Origin of the sequence: Mycolicibacterium brisbanense, assembly GCF_001570425.1 — a bacterium.
In the GTDB taxonomy this organism is placed as follows: domain Bacteria; phylum Actinomycetota; class Actinomycetes; order Mycobacteriales; family Mycobacteriaceae; genus Mycobacterium; species Mycobacterium brisbanense.
In genome coordinates this window covers 1-20,677 of the sequence record NZ_BCSX01000028.1, presented here as the reverse complement: position 1 = coordinate 20,677, position 20,677 = coordinate 1, and the positions used below count along the sequence as shown (strand labels likewise).

The 20,677-nt window shown below is 65.2% G+C and carries 18 protein-coding genes; 6 read left to right on the top strand and 12 right to left on the bottom strand.

The window, feature by feature from the left end; all coding sequences use genetic code 11:
• Window positions 1–292: 292 nt before the first annotated feature.
• The 3 genes from RMCB_RS16605 (at window position 293) to RMCB_RS16595 (ending at window position 5,609) form a co-directional block, all read left to right on the top strand.
• A complete protein-coding gene (locus tag RMCB_RS16605) occupies window positions 293–1,252 on the top strand; it encodes a MerR family transcriptional regulator (protein WP_062829652.1) in 960 nt (319 codons plus the stop codon).
• A 135-nt stretch (window positions 1,253–1,387) separates the two neighbouring features.
• Window positions 1,388–2,053 carry an SDR family oxidoreductase gene (locus RMCB_RS16600; protein ID WP_062829651.1) on the top strand — a complete coding sequence of 222 codons (666 nt, stop codon included), beginning with the start codon at window positions 1,388–1,390 and terminating at the stop codon, window positions 2,051–2,053.
• 100 nt (window positions 2,054–2,153) lie between these two features.
• Window positions 2,154–5,609: a serine/threonine-protein kinase gene (locus RMCB_RS16595; RefSeq protein WP_062829650.1), complete on the top strand. Its 3,456-nt coding sequence runs from the start codon at window positions 2,154–2,156 to the stop codon at window positions 5,607–5,609.
• On the opposite strand, the gene RMCB_RS16590 is transcribed toward RMCB_RS16595, so the two are convergent.
• From RMCB_RS16590 to RMCB_RS16545, 10 genes are all read right to left on the bottom strand, one after another.
• Window positions 5,581–6,318, bottom strand: a complete 738-nt coding sequence (locus tag RMCB_RS16590; protein ID WP_063979634.1) for a gamma-glutamyl-gamma-aminobutyrate hydrolase family protein — start codon at window positions 6,316–6,318, stop codon at window positions 5,581–5,583. The genes RMCB_RS16595 and RMCB_RS16590 overlap by 29 nt on opposite strands.
• A 31-nt stretch (window positions 6,319–6,349) precedes the next feature.
• Window positions 6,350–7,819 (bottom strand): flavin-containing monooxygenase, encoded by a 1,470-nt coding sequence (locus RMCB_RS16585; RefSeq protein ID WP_062829648.1) that lies wholly within the window; start codon window positions 7,817–7,819, stop codon window positions 6,350–6,352.
• 117 nt (window positions 7,820–7,936) lie between these two features.
• Window positions 7,937–8,665: an SDR family NAD(P)-dependent oxidoreductase gene (locus tag RMCB_RS16580; RefSeq protein ID WP_062829647.1), complete on the bottom strand. Its 729-nt coding sequence runs from the start codon at window positions 8,663–8,665 to the stop codon at window positions 7,937–7,939.
• Window positions 8,662–9,597 carry an alpha/beta hydrolase gene (locus tag RMCB_RS16575; protein ID WP_062829646.1) on the bottom strand — a complete coding sequence of 312 codons (936 nt, stop codon included), beginning with the start codon at window positions 9,595–9,597 and terminating at the stop codon, window positions 8,662–8,664. Before RMCB_RS16575 ends, RMCB_RS16580 begins: the two co-directional genes overlap by 4 nt.
• Window positions 9,598–9,636: 39 nt before the next feature.
• Window positions 9,637–11,007 carry a glutamine synthetase family protein gene (locus RMCB_RS16570; protein WP_234792143.1) on the bottom strand — a complete coding sequence of 457 codons (1,371 nt, stop codon included), beginning with the start codon at window positions 11,005–11,007 and terminating at the stop codon, window positions 9,637–9,639.
• Window positions 11,008–11,009: 2 nt separating this feature from the next.
• Entirely contained in the window at window positions 11,010–12,272 is a 1,263-nt protein-coding gene (locus RMCB_RS16565) for a glutamine synthetase family protein (protein ID WP_062829644.1), read from the bottom strand.
• Window positions 12,265–13,329 carry a hypothetical protein gene (locus RMCB_RS16560; protein ID WP_062829643.1) on the bottom strand — a complete coding sequence of 355 codons (1,065 nt, stop codon included), beginning with the start codon at window positions 13,327–13,329 and terminating at the stop codon, window positions 12,265–12,267. Before RMCB_RS16560 ends, RMCB_RS16565 begins: the two co-directional genes overlap by 8 nt.
• Window positions 13,326–14,075: an SDR family NAD(P)-dependent oxidoreductase gene (locus RMCB_RS16555; protein ID WP_109784316.1), complete on the bottom strand. Its 750-nt coding sequence runs from the start codon at window positions 14,073–14,075 to the stop codon at window positions 13,326–13,328. The genes RMCB_RS16560 and RMCB_RS16555 overlap by 4 nt, the downstream gene beginning before the upstream one ends.
• A 44-nt stretch (window positions 14,076–14,119) precedes the next feature.
• Complete coding sequence (locus tag RMCB_RS16550) at window positions 14,120–15,394, bottom strand: YlbE family protein (RefSeq protein WP_062829641.1); 1,275 nt, start codon at window positions 15,392–15,394, stop codon at window positions 14,120–14,122.
• On the bottom strand, window positions 15,388–16,119 hold the full coding sequence (locus RMCB_RS16545) for an SDR family NAD(P)-dependent oxidoreductase (protein ID WP_201028305.1): 732 nt from the start codon (window positions 16,117–16,119) through the stop codon (window positions 15,388–15,390). The genes RMCB_RS16550 and RMCB_RS16545 overlap by 7 nt, the downstream gene beginning before the upstream one ends.
• Window positions 16,120–16,290: 171 nt before the next feature.
• Here RMCB_RS16545 and RMCB_RS16540 point away from each other — a divergent pair, with 171 nt between their 5' ends.
• A complete protein-coding gene (locus RMCB_RS16540) occupies window positions 16,291–17,031 on the top strand; it encodes a FadR/GntR family transcriptional regulator (RefSeq protein WP_062829639.1) in 741 nt (246 codons plus the stop codon).
• A 17-nt stretch (window positions 17,032–17,048) separates the two neighbouring features.
• Here the strand turns inward: RMCB_RS16540 and fabG are convergent, their stop codons facing one another.
• Both fabG and RMCB_RS16530 read right to left on the bottom strand, forming a co-directional pair.
• Complete coding sequence (gene fabG / locus RMCB_RS16535) at window positions 17,049–17,807, bottom strand: 3-oxoacyl-ACP reductase FabG (RefSeq protein WP_062829638.1); 759 nt, start codon at window positions 17,805–17,807, stop codon at window positions 17,049–17,051.
• On the bottom strand, window positions 17,804–19,342 hold the full coding sequence (locus RMCB_RS16530) for an APC family permease (RefSeq protein ID WP_063979628.1): 1,539 nt from the start codon (window positions 19,340–19,342) through the stop codon (window positions 17,804–17,806). Before RMCB_RS16530 ends, fabG begins: the two co-directional genes overlap by 4 nt.
• 207 nt (window positions 19,343–19,549) lie before the next feature.
• On the opposite strand from RMCB_RS16530, the gene glsA reads away from it, so the two are divergent.
• Together glsA and RMCB_RS36350 are read left to right on the top strand one after the other, a co-directional pair.
• Complete coding sequence (gene glsA / locus RMCB_RS16525; RefSeq protein ID WP_234792142.1) at window positions 19,550–20,482, top strand: glutaminase A; 933 nt, start codon at window positions 19,550–19,552, stop codon at window positions 20,480–20,482.
• Between the two features lie 13 nt (window positions 20,483–20,495).
• On the top strand, window positions 20,496–20,677 hold a 182-nt coding region (locus RMCB_RS36350), incomplete at its 3' end, for a hypothetical protein (protein WP_206779459.1).

Here is a 20,677-nt window from a genome sequence, read left to right as displayed (position 1 = left end):
GGCAGCCGCGTACCGGAGAACGTCCCGACGGCTGACGCAGCCTGGTTGCCGAGGCAGGCCACGGCTGCTCGGAATCTGCATTCTTGCACCGTACGGCGACTGCGTTCGTGCCGCCATCAACGGGGCCGATCGGCGGCGTATCGAAACCGTCACGCGGACATGTGAATTTGCTGTCAGCTGACGGCGGGCGTCGGCGCGAAGCCCCGGACCGCGAGCGTTCGGCGCCATTGACGACATCGGGCTTGACCCTGCCCCCGGGGGCAGGGTTTACCGTCGGTTTGAGGAGGTGACGATGAAAATCGGTGAGCTCGCCCGCCGAGCCAACGTCTCGGTGAAAGCCGTGCGCTATTACGAGCAGCTGGGTCTGCTGACCCCACTGCGCCAACCCAATGGATACCGCGAATACGACGACACCGACCTGCGCGCGGTGGCCGAGATCCGCGAGCTCGCGCAGCTCGGTATCCCGCCTGCCAAGGCCGGTCCGTTCATCGAATGCCTCGACGCCGGGCACCTCCACAGCGACGAATGCCCCGCCTCACTCGCGGCGTATCGCGACAGCATCGCCGAAATCGACTATGCCATAGCTACTTTGACGCGACGTCGGGCCGTGCTGGCCGAGAAGTTGCACCAGGGAGCCACGCGGCCACACCACCACCAACCCGAATCGGAGATCGCCACCATGCCTGTCGACTTCACCACGCTGCCCGACGATCTGCCGGTACCGAGTGACGACGGCCGCGCCGCACACCTGCCGGGACAGCCCATGCCGTCGTTGACGGTGCAGACCAGCGACGGAGGCAGGGTCGACCTGTCCGCCCTGCCCCACGGACGCACGATCATCTACCTGTATCCGCTCACCGGCCGCCCGGGTGTCGACATTCCCGAGGGGTGGGACTCGATACCCGGTGCCCGCGGATGCTCGACCGAAGCGTGCAGTTTCCGAGACCATCACGATGAGCTCCGCGCAGCGGGTGCCGTCGGGATCTACGGCATGTCGAGCCAGTCGCCGGAGTATCAGGCCGAGGTGGTCGAGCGTCTGCACCTGCCGTTCCACATGTTGTCGGACCCGGAGTTCTCCCTCGCGGACACCTTGAGCCTGCCGACCTTCGCCGCATCGGGACATCCGCGGCTCTACTCGCGACTGACCTTGGTGGTCACCGATGGCGTGATCGAGCACGTGTTCTACCCGATCTTCCCGCCGAACACCCACGGTCAGCAGGTGCTCGACTGGCTACGGCAGAACCGAATGTGACCCGCATCTCAACCTTACCGTGACCTTACGAGTCTCTTATTTTTCTTAATGTCGGTGTAGCGTTGACGTATCCGGTTGTCATGGCGGCGGCGCGCATTTGTGCCTTGTCACCGCTACCAGGGAAAGGAACCGAATATGCACAGCCAACGGGTCGCTCTGGTGACCGGTGCATCGCGAGGCATCGGCGCAGAAATCGCTCTCCAGCTCGCGGATCCTGACATCCACGTGGTCGTCGGTTACCGCTCGAACACCGAACGTGCCGATTACGTCGCGGATGCCATTCGCTGCGCGGGAGGGCACGCCTCGACCTCCGCGGCCGACATCTCCGACGAAACGGCAGTCGCCGCGATGATCGACGACATCGCAACCCGCTTCGGCCGGCTCGACATGCTGGTGCTCAACGCATCGGGTGGACGGCAATACTGCACCGAACCCGGACCGGCCATGCACCTCAACCGCGACGCCCAGCGCCGTCTCGCGCGGCTGGCCCTGCCCCTGATCCCCGTCGGCGGCCGGATCGTCTTCGTCACCAGCCACCAGGCGCATTTCTATCCCTACAAGGCGGTGCCGAAGGGGTACGCATCCATCGCCGCAGGCAAGCGCGCCGGCGAGACCACCCTGTACGCCATGCGCAAGGAATTCGACCGACACGGAATCAACTTCACCGTGGTGTCCGGCGAGGTGCTCGCCGACTCAGCGGTCGACTTCGCCGCCGCCGTCGCCGACGCTGCGACCTCGCCCGGCCACCCCGCCATCGTCTATGTCAGCGGCCCCGAGCACCTGACCCGTCAGCCGGCGTAACCGATCTCTCCGAGTCCGCGCCCGTCGGCAAAGCCGGAGATATTCTCTCCTGAGGCGGCTGAGCTGCTGCCACGACGCCATGGGAGTTTCGAGGCGAACGATGGGCCGCAATGACCCGCTGCCGACGCAGCGGGATCTGCCCGCCGGGATCCCGGCGGAGCTGTCGGCGGCCGGTTACGAGGATCCCGAGGAGATCGGCCGCGGCGGGTTCGGCATGGTGTACCGCTGCACCCAGCGCGCCTTGGGGCGCACCGTCGCCGTGAAAGTCCTGACCACCGATCTGGAGCCGGACAATCTCGAACGGTTCATGCGCGAGCAGATCGCGATGGGCAAGCTGTCCGGCCACCCGAACATCGTCAACATCTTCCAGGTCGGCAGCACCGCGAGCGGCCGGCCCTACATCGTCATGCAGTACCACCCGCACGGTTCACTCAACGCCAAGATCAACGACACCGGACCGATCGGCTGGCAGGAGGCGCTGCGCATCGGGGTGAAGATGGCCGGCGCTCTGGAAACCGCACACCGCCGCAACACCCTGCACCGTGACGTGAAACCGGCGAACATCCTGCTCACCGAGTACGGCGACCCGCAGCTGACCGATTTCGGCATCGCCCGCATCATCGGCGGATTCGAGACCGCCGACGGTGCCGTCACCGGCTCACCCGCCTACACGGCGCCCGAAGTTCTGCTCGGACAGCCACCGGACGTCACCTCGGACATCTACAGCCTCGCGTCCACCCTGTTCAGCGCAGCGACCGGCCACGCGGTGTTCGAGCGTCGTGACGGCGAGCAGCTGGTGGCCCAGTTCCTGAGGATCACCAAGCAACCGATGCCGAACCTGCGGGATTCTGAGCTGCCCGCCGACATGTGCACGATCATCGAACGGGCGATGTCGCGCAACACCAAGGACCGTCCGGCCAGTGCAGCGGCGTTCGGGGAGCAGCTGCGCGACCTGCAGCGCCGCCATGGTCTTCCCGTCGATGACATGGCCATCCCGGTCCCGGCGCCGGAGAATCGGTTCGAGCCGTCGGCGTCTCCGCGCACGCCGTTCAGCGGCCAGCGGGTCCGCACGCTGACGCCACCCGCCCCGGCCACCCGGTTCCGATTGCCGATGTCGACGAAGACGCTCGTCGAACGGGCCCGCTTGATCGAGGTACTGCGCACCCAGCGAGACAAGAAGCTGACGGTGATCCACGGGCCGACCGGCTTCGGCAAGAGCACGCTGGCGGCCCAATGGGCGCGGCTGCTGAAATCCGAAGGGGCCACGGTCGCATGGCTGACCGTCGACCATGACGACAACAACGTGGTCTGGTTCCTGTCCCACCTCATCGAGGCCATCCGCGCGGTGACGCCCGCGCTGGCGGCCGATCTCGGCGAGGTGCTCGAGGAACATGGCGACGAGGCCGAACGCTACGTGCTGACGTCTCTGATCAACGAGATCCACGAAAGCGGCACCCGCATGACGCTGGTCATCGACGACTGGCAGCGGGTCACCGATCCCGCGACCATCGGGGCGCTGCGTTACCTGCTGGACAACGTCGCCTCCGGCATGACCATCGTGATCACCAGCCGCAGCCAGAGCGGCGTGCCGATGAGCCGAATGAGGATGCAGGACGAACTCGTCGAAATCGACGCCACCGCACTACGTTTCGACGTTTCCGAGTCGGAGAATCTGCTGGTGGAGCTCGGCGGCCTCGACCTCGACCCGACCGATGTCGAGGAGCTCACCGCCAAGACCGACGGTTGGGTGGCGGCCCTGCAGCTGGCCTCCCTGTCGCTGCGTGACCGCGACGACCCCGTCGAGCTCATCGGCACGATGACCGGCCGGCACCACATGATCAGTGAATTCCTCGCCGAGAACGTGCTCGACACCCTGGAACCGTCCATCCTCGACTTCCTGCTGGCCACCTCGATCACCGAACGCATCTGCGGGGACCTGGCATCCGCTTTGACCGGTGTGCCCGACGGGCTCGCGATACTCGAGCAGATCGAGGAACGCGACCTGTTCCTCCGCCGGATCGACGATCAGTGGTTCCGCTACCACCAACTGTTCCTGGACTTTCTGCAGCACCGGCTCAGTCGCGATCCGCAGCGGGTGGTGCGGCTGCACCGGGCGGCCTCGGAATGGTTCGCCGAGCACCTGTTGATCAGCGAGGCGGTCGACCACGCGCTGGCCGCCGGCGACGAGCAACGCGCCGTCACCCTCGTCGAGCAGGACGGCCTCTCGTTCGTCGCCAACTCCCAGATGGCCACGCTGATCGGACTGGCCGGCAAGCTTCCCGCCGCCGCCGTGCAATCACACCCACGCCTGCAGCTCGCCCTGGCGTGGGCCAACATCGTGCTACACCGGATCCCGACCGCCGAACAGGCCCTGGCACTGGTGGATACGACGCTGCAAGACTCCGGGCTGACCGCCGAGGAGATCGCCGACGTACAAGCCGACGCCGGTGTGGTGCGCGGTGTGGTGGATCTGCGCGCCGACCGGCTCACCGGTATCGACGACCACATCGCGGCGGCGATTCGACGCCGGGATCGCCTGCGCCCGTTCAGCGTCGCGTCGGCCGCCAACGTCGCGACCTTCGCGGCCGCGTACCGCTACGACCTCGACGAGGTCAATCGGATCCAGGACTGGGCGGCGCCGTACTACGCGCGCAGCGGCGATGCGTTCACCATCGTCAACGGTTTGTGTTTCACCGGGATGGCGCATCACCTGATGCTCGACAACAATGCGGCCGAAGCCTTCTTCCGCAAAGCGCTGCGAATTGCCAAGCGGTCGGGCGGCATCCATTCCTACACCGCCCGGCTGGCCAGCTCATTGCTCGGCGAATTGGTATACGAGCGAGGCGATCTCGATGAGGCGACGCGCCTGTTGGACGAGAGCTACAAGCTCGGGCCAGAGGGCGGTTCCGTCGACTTCAAGATCTCCCGGTACGTGATCAACGCCCGGATCAAAGCACTGCAAGGTGACCGGTTGGCAGCCGCTCAACGGCTCGACGAGGCCACCCGCGTCGCACGTGCGCTGTCCCTGAATCGGCTCCGCGCGCTGGCCGAGCATGAACGCATCAGGCTCGGTCTACCGCCGCATCCGGAATTCGGTCCCATGCCCGTGACGTCCTATGACGCCCGCCGGCAACCTGTCGACGCGATGGACGAGATCGCCGTGCAGTTCGAAGAGGCTTCCGCAATACGGACACTCATCGCCGGCGCCGATCCGGCACAGCGCGAACTCGCGTGCCGCTGGGCCCGCGAATGGGTGGACAAACTGGCTCCGCTGAACCGACCGCAGGCGATGCTGCGGGCCCGGCGTCTGCTGGGTGCGTGTCTGGCCGCCGACGGGCGGACAGCTGACGCCAAGGCCATGGTTGTGACGGTGGCAGCCCAGTGCGCGCAGCTGCGGATGCTGCGCTACCTCGTCGACGGTGGCCCGCACGTGGTCGCCACCCTGGCGGCGCTGCGTTCGGATCAACAAGCGGGCCACTGGAATCCGGCGTGGCCCGAGGTGCCGGCCGATTTCCTCGATCAGGCACTCAACGCTGCTGCACCGCAACGGGTGTGAGGCTCCGGCAAGAGCCGACAAATCCTTCCAGCAACCGTCGTGACGCCTTGCTGTCCGGCCAGTCGATCTCCGGGTGCCACTGAACGGCCGAAAGAGGCTGCTCTGTCGCCTCATACGCTTCAATGAGCCCGTCATCGGCGAACGCCGTGGCAACCAAACCCGGCGCCAATGTGCGGATGCCTTGGTGATGCTGGCTGTTGACGGCGAGTCGCCCGGCTTCCCCCAACCACTCGGACAGGCGGCTGCCCGCTGCGACATCGACGTTGTGGGCCGTGGTCGTGAGCTCCTCCTCAGACCGCCGATGCCACACGTCCGACGGCCGGTCGCGCGGCAGATCGACATACAACGTGCCGCCTCGCGCGACGTTGACCAGTTGCGCACCGCGACAGATGGCAAGCGTGGGAACGGCGGAACCCCCGGCATACTCGACCGCGGCAATCTCGTTGGCGTCGCGAATGGTGTTGATCGCTCCCAACTTCGGATCGTGTGGATCCGCTCCGTATCGGGTCGGGTCGACGTCGACGCCACCGCTGATCAGTAGCCCGTCGACATGCTCAAGCAATGCCGCGATGTTCAGCGGTGCGGTGCCGCAGTCCACCGCGAAGGCAATCGCACCGCATTCCTGCAACCCGTCGAACATGCGGCGCCAATACACCATGTCGGACAGCTCTCGACTGCTGAGCGTGACCGCGATGACTGGTTTTCCCATCACAAGCCTTCCGAGAGCAGTCCGAGGGGTTTCATGACAACCGGACGGCAATCCGGCGCAGCATCTTGGTGGCCAAGATATAGGGCGTCGCTCCTAACGGCCACTGTGACACGATCTTTCCCGTCCCAGCCCGGAAGTAACTCGTGGTCGTGGCCCACACCGTTTTGGCCAGTTGGGACTGAAGCCAGTCGTTGTAGATGACGAACACCGAGCGGCGAACGTCGATGACCGTCTTGCCGGTCTTCGCCGCTCTGGCGATCAATCCGGCAGCGAAGGCGGCCTGGGCCTCGTAGAACGACACCAGAGGCACCGAGTTGGTATTGGGGCCGTACATGATGAAGAAGTTCGGGAAGCCCGGAACCATCATGCCCAGGAACGCCTCCGGCTCACCCTGCCATCCTTCGTGCAGTTCTCTGCCACCCATGCCGTGTACCTGATAGTTGCCGAGATAGTTTGCCGCATCGAAACCTGTTGCCATGACGATGATGTCGAGCTCATGCTCGTCGCCGTTGGCATCCACCGCGCCGGTCCGGGTGAGGCCCTTGACGCCGTGCGGTACCAGGGTCACCTTGGGGTTGCGCAGCGCAGCGTAGTACGTGTCGCTGAGGACGGTACGCCGGGCTTCGAACGCAAATTGCGGTGTGGCCAATTCCATCAGGTCTGGCCGTGCCGCCAGCTCACGACGCAAGAAGGCCAGCGACTTGGCGTGGCGCTGACGGTTGTGCCGGCCGGTGCTGCGGGCATGACTGGACCGGATCTGTCGCAGATCGTAGTCCGCGTACAGCCGGTAACGCCGCCACCCATACACAAGAGGGTTGCGGTTGAGTCGGCGTTCGCGCGGGGTGAAGTCGCGGCTGTCCTTGGGCAGCAGCCAGTTCGGCTCCAACTGGAAGATCTTGACCTCGGAGGCCACTTTCACAGCCTCGCTGACGATCTGGACCGCCGAGGACCCGGTGCCGACGACGGCCACCGACTTGCCGGTCATGTCCAGGCTGTCGATCCACCGCGATGTATGGCACATCGCGCCCTGGAACTCGTTGTCGCCCCGGGCAAACGGTGGCACAACGGGAATGTTGAGGAAGCCGACCGCGCTGATCACAGCCGTGAACACGCCGTGATCCACCCCGGATGACGTCCGCACGGTGTAGGTGTGGTCATGGTCGGACCACACCACATCCTGAACCGACTCGTTGAACAAGATGCGCCGTGGCAGGTCCCACTTGTCAGCCACACCCTCGAGGTAACTCAACAACTCCCGCCAGTCCGCGTGGGTGCGGGTCCAATCGTGGCGTTCGAACGAGAACGAGTAGATGTGGGATTCGAGATCGACCTCGGCACCGGGATAGCGGTTGTGCCACCAGGTTCCGCCCAGGGCGGGGGCCTGCTCGAAGATGACGAAGTCTTCGATTCCCTTACGCCGCAGAGCGACGGCCGCCGCGATACCACTGAACCCAGCACCGATGATCGCCACCCGGGGCGTCGAGTGTGCGTGTGCGTTCATCGGGATGCTCCTTCGAGATGTACGAACCGGCGGGCCAGCGCCGAAATAGCTATAGGCCCAGTATTTAGACCTTAAATGGAATTGTCAACATGCTGAAAGTGGCTCAGCCACCGTGGATTATTTGATCTGGGCGGTCCAGCCGCCGTCGACCACGAGGTCGGTGGCAGTAATGAACGACGCCTGGTCGGAGAGCAGGAAATGGATGGCGTTGGCGATGTCTACCGGCAGACCCAGACGCCGCAACGGTGTGCGTTCTTCCATGTTGGCGCGCCGCGCCGGGTTCTCCTCGTACAGCGGTTCGATCATCGGCGTCAGGATCGCGCCCGGGCAGACGGTGTTGACCCGGATCCGTTCAGGCCCCAGCTGCAGGGCCAGGCTTTGGGTCAGGGACACCACGGCGGCCTTACTGACCTGGTAGGCGTCCAGTGGTGAGTCCATCCCTCGGATCCCGGCGGTGCTCGCCACATTGACGATGCTGCGTCCGGTTCCGTTACGCAGCAAGGGGATCGCCGCGACGGTGAGATGTCGAAGCCCGTGGAGGTTCACTCCCAGGGTGACGTCCCACACCGACTCGTCGGTCTCGAGCACCGACCCGTCGCGGTCGAACAATGCGAGTCCGGCCGCGTTGACCAGGTAGTCCAGCGCCGGCGACCCCACAGCGTCGAGCAGTGTCGTCGGATCCGCGCCGATCAGGTCGAAGCTCTCGAACCGCACGGACGCGGGCAGTTCCGCGGGGCGCGATTTGACGTCGGTGGCGAGGACATCGATGCCCTCGGCGGCAAGCCGGATGGCCGTCGCCAGCCCGATTCCGCCACCGGCGCCGGTGACCAGAGCAGTCCTGGTCACCGGTGTACACCGGCCAACGCTTGTGCGAGCTGCGCACCGGCAAACATCATCGCCTCGGTCGCCGTGGGAAAGACCTCGTCCAGACCGAAGAATCCGTGAACCATGCCCGCAGTGACATGAACCATGGTCGGCACGCCCGCGGCGTCGAGGGCCGCAGCGTAGCGCTCACCCTGTGGTCGGATCGGATCACATTCGGCGAGAATGACTGTCGCAGCAGGCAATCCGGTGAGGTCGGCACCCAGGATATTGACCCGAGGGTCGCTCATGGCGTCAGGCCCCGGCAGGTAATTGTCCTGATGCCACTGCAATTCGTCGCGTTCGAGCATGACACCGTCGTATTCGGGGTCCATGCCTATGGTGAGGTCAGTGGTGGTCACTGGATAGATCAGCAGTTGATGGCACAGCGGTGTTCCGGTGTCACGGGCGTGCAGCGCCACAGCGCCGGCCAGGTTGCCGCCCGCACTGTCGCCAGCGACGGCCACGCGGCGGTGGTCGACGCCCAGGCCCGCTGCGAGATCGCTCGCCCAGTTCAGCGCGTCGACGGCGTCGTTGACCGCGGTCGGGAACCTGGCTTCGGGACCACGCCGGTAGCCGACCGACAGCACGGCGCTGCCCGAGGCGTTGGCCAGCAGCCGAGTCGCGACGTCGTGGGAGTCGATACTGCCGAGCAACCAGCCACCGCCGTGGTAGTACAACGTGAGTGGCAGATCTGAACTGTCTTCGGCAGGCAGGTACAGCCGGCCCGGAATGGTCTGCCCGTCTCGGGTGGGAATCGCGACGTCGACGACGCGGTGGACGGGCGGCTTGGCCAGGGCGGCAAAGGTGTTCTCGAAATTCTCCCGCGCCGTCGGAACCGGCAGCAGGTGGGCGTTGGGGCGGCCGGATTTTTTGGCGTCGTCCAGCATCTTCTGGGCGATCGGATCGATGGGCATGTTGCTCCTCGTGGTGGTGCCGGTTCGGGTTGTATATGCCTAGACGCGTTCGTAGTAGCGGCGACTCTCCCAGTCGGTGACCGTGTGCGAATCAAAGGCGACGAGTTCGGCTTGCGCTGAGGTCATCAGATGGTCGAAGACGTCGTCGCCGTATGCGGTGCGGGCCATCTTGCACTCGGCGAACAAGCGCAACGCTTCATGCATGGAGGTCGGCACGAGCGAGATGTGCTCTGCGGTCCAGGCATTGCCGTGGAAGATGTCCGGGACCGGAAGCTGGCGCTCGATGCCGTCGAGCCCGGCCGCGATGGTCGCCGAGTACGCGTAGTAGGGGTTCACGTCGCCGCCGGGTATCCGGTTCTCGACCCGATAGGACGGTCCGTGGCCGACCAGCCGGAACGCACATGAGCGGTTGTCGTCCCCCAGCGCGATCGCGGTGCCGGCGAACTGATCGGGCTGGAATCGCTTGTACGAGTTGATGGTCGGGGCAAACATCAGCGTCATGTCGGCAGCGTGCGCCAACTGGCCGGCGACGAAGGACCCGAACCGCTCCGACATGCCCCCACCGGGCTGCTGCGACCAGCACAGGCTGCTGTCCTGCTCGGTAGACCACATGCTCACATGCAGGTGACACGAAGACCCGACCTCGTCGATCTTGGGTTTGGCCATGAAGGTCACTGTGAGGTCGGCGGCATGGGCGAGCTGCTTCACTCCGTACTTGAACAGCACGTGCCGGTCTGCCATTTCGAGGGTGTCGCAGTAGTCAAGGGTGACCTCCTGCTGGCCCAGCCCCCACTCCGGTTTGGATGACTCGACCGGTACCCCGAACTGGGGCATCTGGTTGCGAATCTGCTCGATGAACCAGTCATCGCGGCCGGCCTGCACCATCTGGTAGTCAGACCGGTAGTCCGACAACATCTTCAGATTCTGGTAGCCCAGTTCCCAGGCTTCCCGCGGCGGTGTGGCGGCGAGGAAGAACTCCAGCTCGGAGGCGAACTTGAAGCGCAGGCCGTACTCACGAGCGCGTTCCACCTGGCGGCGCAGAATCGTGCGCGGCGCCACCTCCAGCAGGGTGTCGGAGTTCGCCTCGTAGGCATCGCAGATCACCAGTGCGACATGGGATTCCCACGGTACCCGACGTAACGTGGCGAGGTCGGGGACCAGCCGGATGTCGGCCCAGCCGTTCGCGGCGTTGGACACCGGTAGGTCCAACGGGTTCATCTCCAGGTCGACGGCGAAGATGAAACTGCTGGCGTTGATGCCGTCGCCGGACAGGCCGAGCGATCGGAACGCCGGGACCGTGAGCCGTTTCCCGACAAGTCGCCCGTAAGGATCCGGCGTGGCACAGACAACGGTGTTGATCTCGCCCGATTCTGCCAGCCGGTCGAATTGCGCGAGCGTAAGGGGTGACATGTTCATTGATGCTCCAGGTGACGCGTGAGTTCCCAGGTGGTGATGTTCTGCCGCAGCCACTGCTCATAGCGGTCGGCCTCGGCGCGCCGAGTGGCCGCGAAGGATCCACAGAACGGTTTCCCGAGCAGTTCGACCAGCCAGGCGGAATCTTCGAACAATGCTGCCGCACTGCGTAAATCGGCCGGAAGGGCAGCCACCTGCTCGCCCGCCGCCGGCAATGCGAGCCTGTCTGTCAATCCGTGCAGACCGGCAGCCAACACCGCATCGGCCACCAGATACGGGCTGGCGTCAGCGCCGGGGCGACGATGCTCGACTCGCGCAGAAGCGGTGTCGTTGAGGATCACCCGGCAGGCCTGTCCGCGGTCATCATGACCCCAGGCGGCCACCGCCGGAGTGAACATCTCCGGGTCGATCCGTTTGTACGAATTCACGTATGGATTGAGCAGCGCTGTGGTGTCAGACATCCCGGTCAGCAGACCGGCCAGGTAGCTCTTGCCCTCGCGCGATAGTCCGCGAGCCCCATCGGAGAACACATTGGCGCCGTCCCGCATCAAGCTGGAATGGACGTGTCCGCCCGCACCCGACTTGTCGGCGAACGGCTTTGCCATGAAACTCGCGTGCAGACCCCGCTCGGCGCACAGGTCACGCAGATACTGCCGGGCGCGCACGGCGCTGTCAGCGGCTTCCAAAGCCGGCGCCGGCGCGAGGGTGAACTCGAAGAAGCCGGGTCCGAGTTCCGAATGGAACATCTCCACGGTGATCCCGACCGACTCCATCCGATTGATGAACTCGGTTGCCAATGACGAGGTTTCGGCGGATCTGGTAAGACTGTAGGCATTCTCGGTAGCGCCGAACGGTCGGCGTTCTCCGCTGAACAACCACAGTTCGTATTCGAAGCCGAGCACAGGTTGCAGGTCGAGTTCGGCATAGCGGCGCAGCAGGCTCTGCAACACGTTGCGCGGCGACATCTCCACCGGGTGACCGTCGGCGCCCGCCAGATCGGCGATCACTGCGTCGACGCCGTCTCGCCAGCTCAGATCGATCCGAGTCGACTCATCGGGGACCAGCCTGGCGTCGGGATAACCGTTGGCCGCGTTGCTGAAGGGAGTGTCGGCGACCTCGTCGGCCACCGAGAGCCCGTACAGAATCGTGCACATCGCGACACTGACCGTGTCCCGGGTCTTGTTGGTACGCACCAACTTTCCCCGGATTCCGAGATCGTAGTCGGGCACTTCGACCTGGGTCATTGCTACGCGCTCAGTCATGGCCTGCTCCTACATTTCGGGCGGGCCGGCGCCCGGGATCACGGCCGACGCGCCGGTAAACGTAATCGGGCACGTCGGCGGGGTCGCGATACACCCACCAGGTGCAGGAGGTAACCGGTGCGTGCGGGTCCCACGTCGGGGCGTCGATCACCCGTGTCGGGTACCCCAGCCGGTCGATCGGCATGACCTCGTTGAGCTGGCAGCAGTGCACGCAGTAGGAGCAGATGCCGACGGTGTTCCAGGCCCAGTCGTGTGGTTCGGTGGTGACCGCGAATCCGAACGGTTCACCGGAGCGGGGCGCACCGTCGGTGATGCGCGGGTCGAGAGACCGACCACCGGATCCGCATGGGGCGAAACGGAATCCCATCCGCGTGGGTTCATCGATGATCTCGATGTCACCTGTCCGGCCGGTGCCGGTGAGGTGGGCGTGGAAGCCGTCGACGATGGCGACCATCAGCTGATGCGCTGAATCCGACCACGGCTGGTTGGTCAGCGCGTATCGGCGGGCGTGCACCTCGTACCAGTCGTCCATCAGGAAATCCCACAGCCCGCCCAGGCTGTCCTCGCCGACCAGACGGGTCGCGATGTCGACGAGACCGGCGACCCGGTCGACGGCGCGATCGTGGATGCCTTGCCACACCACACGGGCGTGTTCGATCGCGTCGGCTGCGTCCGGCGTCCCCCGACGGCATGTTGTGGCGGCCGTGGCGACGGCAGCGGTGAACTGCGGCCACTGCGCTTCGATGCCTTCCATGGCGGGCTCGCCGATCAACGTCGTCAGAGCAGCTACCGCGGCCGTGACGTTCTCGGCGGGCACGCCGTGACCGAGAATCCACTCGGTCGTGGCCGCCGGCCAGCGCTCGTAGATGTCGCGCAGTTCATCGGCCTCCAAGACTGCCACTTCGACGAGTTGTGCTGCCGCGGCGCCGTTGCCGGCGGCCAACTGCTCGGTGGCTGCGCGATACGTGCCCTTGGCGAGCTGCTCCCAGGATCCGGTGCGGGCCAACCTCCCCAGCGAGGGCTCGTAGGCGACGACGGTGCCTTCGTCGGTGGTCATGTCAGCGCGAACCCCCCGTCGACGCGTACGTCGGTGCCGGTGATGTAGGCGGCCTGATCGCTGAGCAGGAACAGCACTGCCGACGCGATGTCCTCGGGCTGGGCGAAGCGTCCGCCAGGCACTCGCGCAGCCAACGCGGGTGGGAGCATGGATGTGTCACCGTGCGCGGCGGCCATCGGCGTCGCAGTGAACCCTGGTGAGACGCTGTTGACGCGCACGCCGTCGGGGGCCATGGCCCGCGCTGCGGTCTGGGTGAGCATCTGCAGTCCCGCTTTCGACGCCGCGTACTGCGGAGTGGGGTCAGGGTCCGACAGCGCGATGACTCGGTAGGCCTCGATGGAGGTGATGTTGACGACGGCGGCCGTGGGAGCACGGCGCAGGGCCGGACCGAGGGCATCGATGAGGTTGTACGCGCCGATGAGATTGATCTCCAGGCAGCGCATCCAGGCCTGCCGGTCCACGCCCGCGAAACCGGTGTTGTCGATGACGCCAGCGCAGTTCACCAGGTACGAGACATCTTCCACACCTACCGCAGCGAGCCGCTGCGCCAGTGCCTCGTCACGCACGTCCGCGCCGAGGGCTATCTGCAGCTCATCCGGATATCCCGGTTCCGGATCGGGTGTGCGCACGTCCAGTCGTACCGTACGCACCCCCGCGCCCATCAGGGCTCGGGAGACCGCCGCCCCGATTCCCGACGCAGCTCCGGTCACCACGGCGTCGCCGCCCCGGAACGTCAGCGTAAACATCCGAGCAGCAGCCTCATTGCTCCTCACGTCCGCGGTCGCACTCGTCATGCCGAACCGTACCGACGCTCGTGCTCTGCCATGGCAGCGGCGAAACACTCTCGTGGCGCACGAATCACGCCGGCGCCGATCTGGCCGCCGTCGCGGCCGGCGAGCCCGACATCCATCACCGGCAGTACGCCGGTTTCCAGGACCTTGCGAGCGTCGATGCCCGTCGGTGTCCCACGGAAGCCGAACAGCGGAATGCGGTATGCGCTGTTCTCGCCGTGGGTGATCGCGTACATCTGTCGGTTGCGCTCGATCATCGCGTCTGGCGAGCCACCTTGATACTCCTGCAGCGACAAGGCACATGACTGCGCGAACCCGCCCAGGCCGATGGTTTCGGTGATGGGCGACTCGCCACCCATCCACGTGATCTCGTCCTCGGTATGCCCGGCGAACAGCTTGCCCTCGTGAATCGGCGGCGGCCCTTCGAACCACATATCGCCGAGACCCGCCAACCTGATCGCAAAACCACGGCAGGAGAACGCCATAGCGGAGACAAGGGTCGAGCCTGGAACCACCATCGCGTCTGCCGAAGCCTTTGCGGCCGCCATGGACAACCTCAGGAAGAAGTAGTCGTTCTCGGCCAGATGCATCATGGTTTCGCGCACCCCGGGCACGTGGTCGTCGACCATGTCCAAGATCGAGGGCAGAATTTCGCGGTTGAACAGGATCGATGCAGCGGCGTTACGGCTGTGCACCTCGTCACCCATCCGCAGGGCCCTGGCGATCAACGGTTTGAGTGCGATACCGCCGCGGCGACGGATCGCCTCCCCGACCACAGGTGCCAGCACGTTGTCGACGTGGAGCAGGCGTTCATGAACGCCGGCGTCATAGCAGCCGTAATTGAGCCGCCGGTGCTCCTTGCCCTCGTAGAAGTTGCAGTATCCGCGATTGCCGTGGGCGCGGTTCTCGACGACGAACACCGGCATGGACGCGGTGTAGATGCCGGCCAATGAGCCGACAGCGGCGTAGTCGTGGCAGGCGCCCACCTCGATCTCGCCGGAGGCGAAACGAGCAATCGCCTCGTCGCGGTCTGGCGCCAAACCTTCGAACAGCGCGCCACCGATCAGCGCCTCGCGCTGACCACCGGTGTAGTCGTCCCATGTCATGGGAGCACCGGAGGTGAGCACCAAGTTGTCGCGGTAGCCGGGCAACACCTCGCGGGCCGGTCGCACGTCGACCACCCATGGGTCGGCTGCGTCGAGCCGGCGAAACGATGCGACATTGGCCTCGTCGACCGCGTCGAGCGCAGTCTCGAGCTGCTCGGCACTCACCATGCGACGACCCCGCCGTCGACCAGCAGCGTCTGCGCCGTTATGAAGGAAGCACGCGGCGACAGCAAGAATTCGACGGCCTCGGCCACCTCTTCGGGCTCACCGATGCGCTTGAGCATCGCGTAACTCGCGCTGACTTCCTCGCCGCCGGATACCCGCGCCATGGACGGACTCATCGGTGCACGGATAACCCCGGGCGCCACATTGTTGACCCGGATACCACGCTCGGCGAGTTCTTCGGCAACATACCGCGTGTAGGCGGCGATCCCCGCCTTGGTTGCCCCGTACACCGATGCGCCGCGGAACCGCCCGAAGTGGCCCGTCAGACTCCCGATGTTGACGATCGCGCTGCCCACGGTCAACAACGGCGCAACCGCGTCGGTGACGCGCGCCATTCCGGCGATATTCACCTGGAACATCACCTCCAGCTTGGCCTCGTCAAGCTCGCCGAGGAACGAATCCCGCAGGATCCCAGCGCAGTTGACCAACCCGTACACGGTCTCACCGTCCGCAACAACCGACGCCAGCGCCGAGTCGATGCTCTCGGGATCGGTGACGTCCATTGCCACGGCTTGGGCGCCGACCATCCCGGCCTCGGCGAGATCGAGTGCATCGACAGCCGACTTCACATCAGCCACCACAGGGACGTAGCTGCTCTGGAGCAGGCGGCGACAGATCGCCTGACCGATGACGCCGGCCCCTCCCGTCACGATGACCTTGTCTCCCACCGCTTGATCCTTTCGTTCGCGATGCCCATCACCTACTGCCATCGAGTCTCACGCATAAAGACCTATTGGTCAAGTTTTTAGTTCTTTTATCGCATTTGGCCCAAAGGTCCAGGCCTTACCTGATTTGGCAACCAGATGGGTTACCCTTCGAGCAAGCGAAAAGGGGTAACCATGGTGTCACCGTCGAGCAAAGTCGCACTGAGTCCCGTGCGTCAGATTCCGGCGCACGAATTGGTCGTCGATCAGATGCGACGCGCCCTGGAACTGGGCCAGTTCCGCCCCGGTGACCGCATGCCGACCGAACGCGAACTGTCCGAGATGCTCGATGTGTCCCGCACCACGGTGCGGGCCGCAGTGGCAGTGCTGGAGCGCGAAGGACTCATCGCGGTCCGACGCGGGCGCGGCGGCGGGTTCACCGTGCAGGCACCGGTCTACGACGCCGCGCAGATGCGCCGAGAGCTGCGGGCCAACAAGCGTGCCATCCGGGACGCATTCGACTACCGAATCATCGTCGAGACCGGGGCGACGCGACTGGCCGCCGAACGTCGCCGTAGCGCCGATCTGACCGACTTGCACAAACTCTTGACCGGCATGGACGCCGCTCTCGACACCGCGCTCAACGATCAATCCGGCCAGCACACCACCGAATTCCAGACCCTCGACACCGCATTTCACATGGGAATCGCGCAAGCCGCGCAGAACGAGCGCCTGCTCGACGCGGTGGCTGACGCCCGGCGGCGGATGTGGCTACCGGTCGGCGCGATATTCGGCCGGCTCGAGCCCAATGCCAACGACTTTCACGAATCCATCCTGGAAGCGATCGAGAATCGCGAACCGGAATTGGCCGCCGAGCGGATGGAAGCCCACATCAACGACACCCGACACACCATCGAGTCCTGGCTCAAGCGCTGAGCTCGAGCACAGGGGGGCTACAGCGACACCGGTAGTTCGGGAAGCGTCTGTCCGCCGTCGACCACCAAGGTCTGACCGGTTACGAATGCTGCCTCTTCACTGGCGAAAAACATTGCTGCCGCGGCGATATCCGCGGGCGACCCGAGTCGGCGCTGCGGTATGCACGCCTGCATGCGGGCTATGGTGTCCGCACCGAGTCCGTCCAGCCCGTCGGTCGCAATACTGCCGGGCAGCACGGCATTGATGGTGATGGCGTCGGCGGCCATTTCGAGTGCGGCACTGCGAACGAATCCCAGCTGCGCGGCCTTGCTCGCGCCGTAGTGGCTGAGGCCCGGAAAACCGGTGATCGGTCCGGTAATCGACGACGTGACCACCACGCGGCCGCGGCCCGAAACCTTCAGCGCCGCCCGGCAGGCCTGCACGGAGAAGATCGTGCCGGCGACGTTGGTAGCCAGGATGGCCGAAACGTCGTCGGCACCCAATTGGTCCAGTGTGCGCTCAGGATAGATTCCGGCGTTGGCGCACAACACATCCAGGCCGCCCAACCGATCCTCTGCCTGCTGAACCATTGCGACGCAGGCCTGCGGGTCGGCGACATCGGCCAGCACGCCATGAACCTGCGGACCGAGCCGCTGCGTGGCGGCTGCGAGCACGTCCGGGCTGCGGCCGCTGATCGCGACCGCAGCCCCCGCGCGCAGGAATCCCTCGGCGATCCCAAGCCCGATGCCACGGCTGCCGCCGGTGACCAGTACCCGCATCGTCGACCAGTCGGTCATGCCCGATCCGCCGCCAGCAACTCGTCGGGTCGGTCATCGAACACGGTGCTGCCGATGCGGGCGTAGCGGCGCGGGCTGGTCTTCCGCCACACGGCGGCGACGGCCATCGATCCGAGGAACAGGAAGCCGACGATCCACGGGATCAACTTGAAAAACAAGGTGCCCGAAGCACTTCCGGCCGCAGCCGTCATATTGGATGCCATCAGGTAGATCACGTACACCATGCCAAGCCCGCCAACCGCAGGCGCCACCAGTGTGCGCCACCAGTGCGCGGTCTCGGGATGTTCCTTCTTGACGTGGAAGTAGACGATCGTCGAGATCGATGACATTGTCTGCACGATCAGCAGACACAGCGTGGCCAGGATCGCAACGAGTACGAACAGCACGGCGTAGGGATCGCTGCCCGATACCGCGCAGATGATCAGGAGCACGGCCGCGAACACGCTCTGGGTCAAGGACGCCACCCACGGCGAGGCGTGCCGATGATGCGCTCCGCCCAGACGGCGCCACAGCAGGCCGTCGCGACCGAACGCAAACAGATAGCGGGCCGCTGAGTTGTGGATGGCCAGCGCACACGCGAACGAGCCGCCCAGCACCAGCCATTCGAAGGCCGTCACGCCCCACTCACCGAGATACTCCCGCGCCGGGCTGTACAGCAGCTGGAACGGATCGGAGCCCGAGGCCAGTTCCACAGCCTTGTCAGGGCCATTGCCGACGATGACGCCCCAGGAGATGAAGGTGTAGAACGCGCCGATGCCGATCACCGCGATCATGGTGGCCAACGGGACGATTCTCTTGGGGTCTTTGGACTCCTCCCCGTAGATCGCGGTGGATTCGAAACCGACCCAGGACCAGAACGCCATCAGCAGGCCCAACCCGACGACGCCACCGGCAACACCGTTGGTGGACAGCGCAGCCACCGGGCTCAACGACGTGAAACTCATCCCGTCCGGGTGGTGGATCAGCGACGCGATGGCGCTGATGCTGAGCATGCCGATCTCGCATACGAGCACTACGCCGAGCACCTTGGCGGCGACCGAGATGTCGAAATGCGACAGCAGCGCGATCACCACGAGACACACCGCGGCGTAGGCCTCCCACGGCAGGTTGATCCCGAGCTGCTGGCTGAATGCCTGATTGGTGAACGCCGAGAAGATACCGATCAATCCGGCTTCCATCGTCATGTAGGTGAACATCGACATCACGCCGGCCGCCAGACCCGGGATCTTCGACCACCCGCGCGAGACGAATGTGTAGAACGCGCCGGCGGCGGTGATGTGCCGGGCCAGCGCGATGAACCCGACACTGAATACGGTGAGGACCACCGTCGCGATGACGAACCCGCCGGGAGCGCCTAGACCGTTACCGAAACCCACTGCGACAGGCAGGTTTCCGGTCATCGCAGTGATCGGCGCGGAGAACGCCACCACCATGAACACCACGCCGACCAGGCCGATCGCTCCACGCTTGAGGGTTGCACGGCTCCCGTCTGAGCCGGCCGACGGCGGCGCCTCGGGTACTGATTCAACGGCCATGGCGAAGCCTTCCTTTCTGATACCTACCCGGTGCAACGTGACGTTCGTTACAGGTGACGAGAGCGTACGATCTAAAAGAACTAAAAACAAGACCTATAGACCAAATCTCGCGAACGTGACATGCTGTTAACCCATCGGGCCATAAAGGCCTAATCCCCTGAGCTTTGACCTCAGACGTGACTTCGCAAGCGCGACAGGAGGACCGCTGTGGCCACGTGCACAGACCGACCCCTTCGCACCTCGTCAAACATCGAATACCTGCACGCCGCGGTCGAGCGCGGCGTGCAGGCAGCGCGCGACGGACTGGTGAGCACGCAGATTCCGGCCCTGGCCGACGTCCCCGCCACCAAGTTTGCGATGGCCGTTGCAGGCGTGGACGGCACGCTGCTGCACACGGGCGACAGTGCAGAGGTGTTCTCGATCCAGAGCCTGTCAAAGTTGTTCGCCCTCTGCGCATTGCTCAGATTTGACCCCGGCGCCTGGCAGGACATCGGCTGGGGGCCGACCAATGCCGACTACGGCTCCGTCGCCGAATTGGAGCGCAGCCACGGCAAGCCCGCAAACCCCTTCGTCAACTCCGGTGCACTCGTCGTCACCGACCGGCTCATCAGCCACGCGGGCGATGCGACCGCGGCGACCATCGAGCTGCTCCGAACATCCGACAACAGCGCCGTTTTCGAGAGCGACGCGCGAACAGCGCGGTCCGAGTATCTGACGGGGCACCGCAACTCGGCGATCGCCCATGTGCTCGCCGAGCATGGGCGTCTGCAGAATCCCATCGACGAGGTTCTGCGCCAGTACTTCGCCCAGTGCGCGATCACGGCCGATGTGCGAGCCCTGGCCAGAGCCGCCCTCTTCCTCGCCGACCGCAGCGAAGCCGCCGATGTCCTCGACGAAAGCAGCACCCGTCGCGTGAATGCGGTCCTGTTGACCTCGGGCATGTACGGCGCGGCCGGTGACATCGCTTACCGGATCGGCCTGCCCGCCAAGAGCGGCATCGGTGGTGGTGTGTTGGCCGTCATGCCCGGACACGGCGTCATCTGCGTCTGGAGCCCGCCCCTGGACCCTGCAGGCAACTCGGCCGGCGGCGTCGCCGCCATCGAGGAATTCGCCCGACTGGCCCGCTGGTCGGTGTTCTGAGGCTCATGCCAACGTGAACCGCCGCACCACTCAACGGGGGATCAGGACCAGTCGCACCGCGAACGTGAATCGTCTGCGAAAAATCGGCGGGCAGATTCATACGGTTACGACAACATCGGTGATTTGGGAGGTTGTCGTGCCAACTGGTTATCGGCATTCGAAGGCGACGCGGCGGGAGTTGTTTGACCGGGTGTG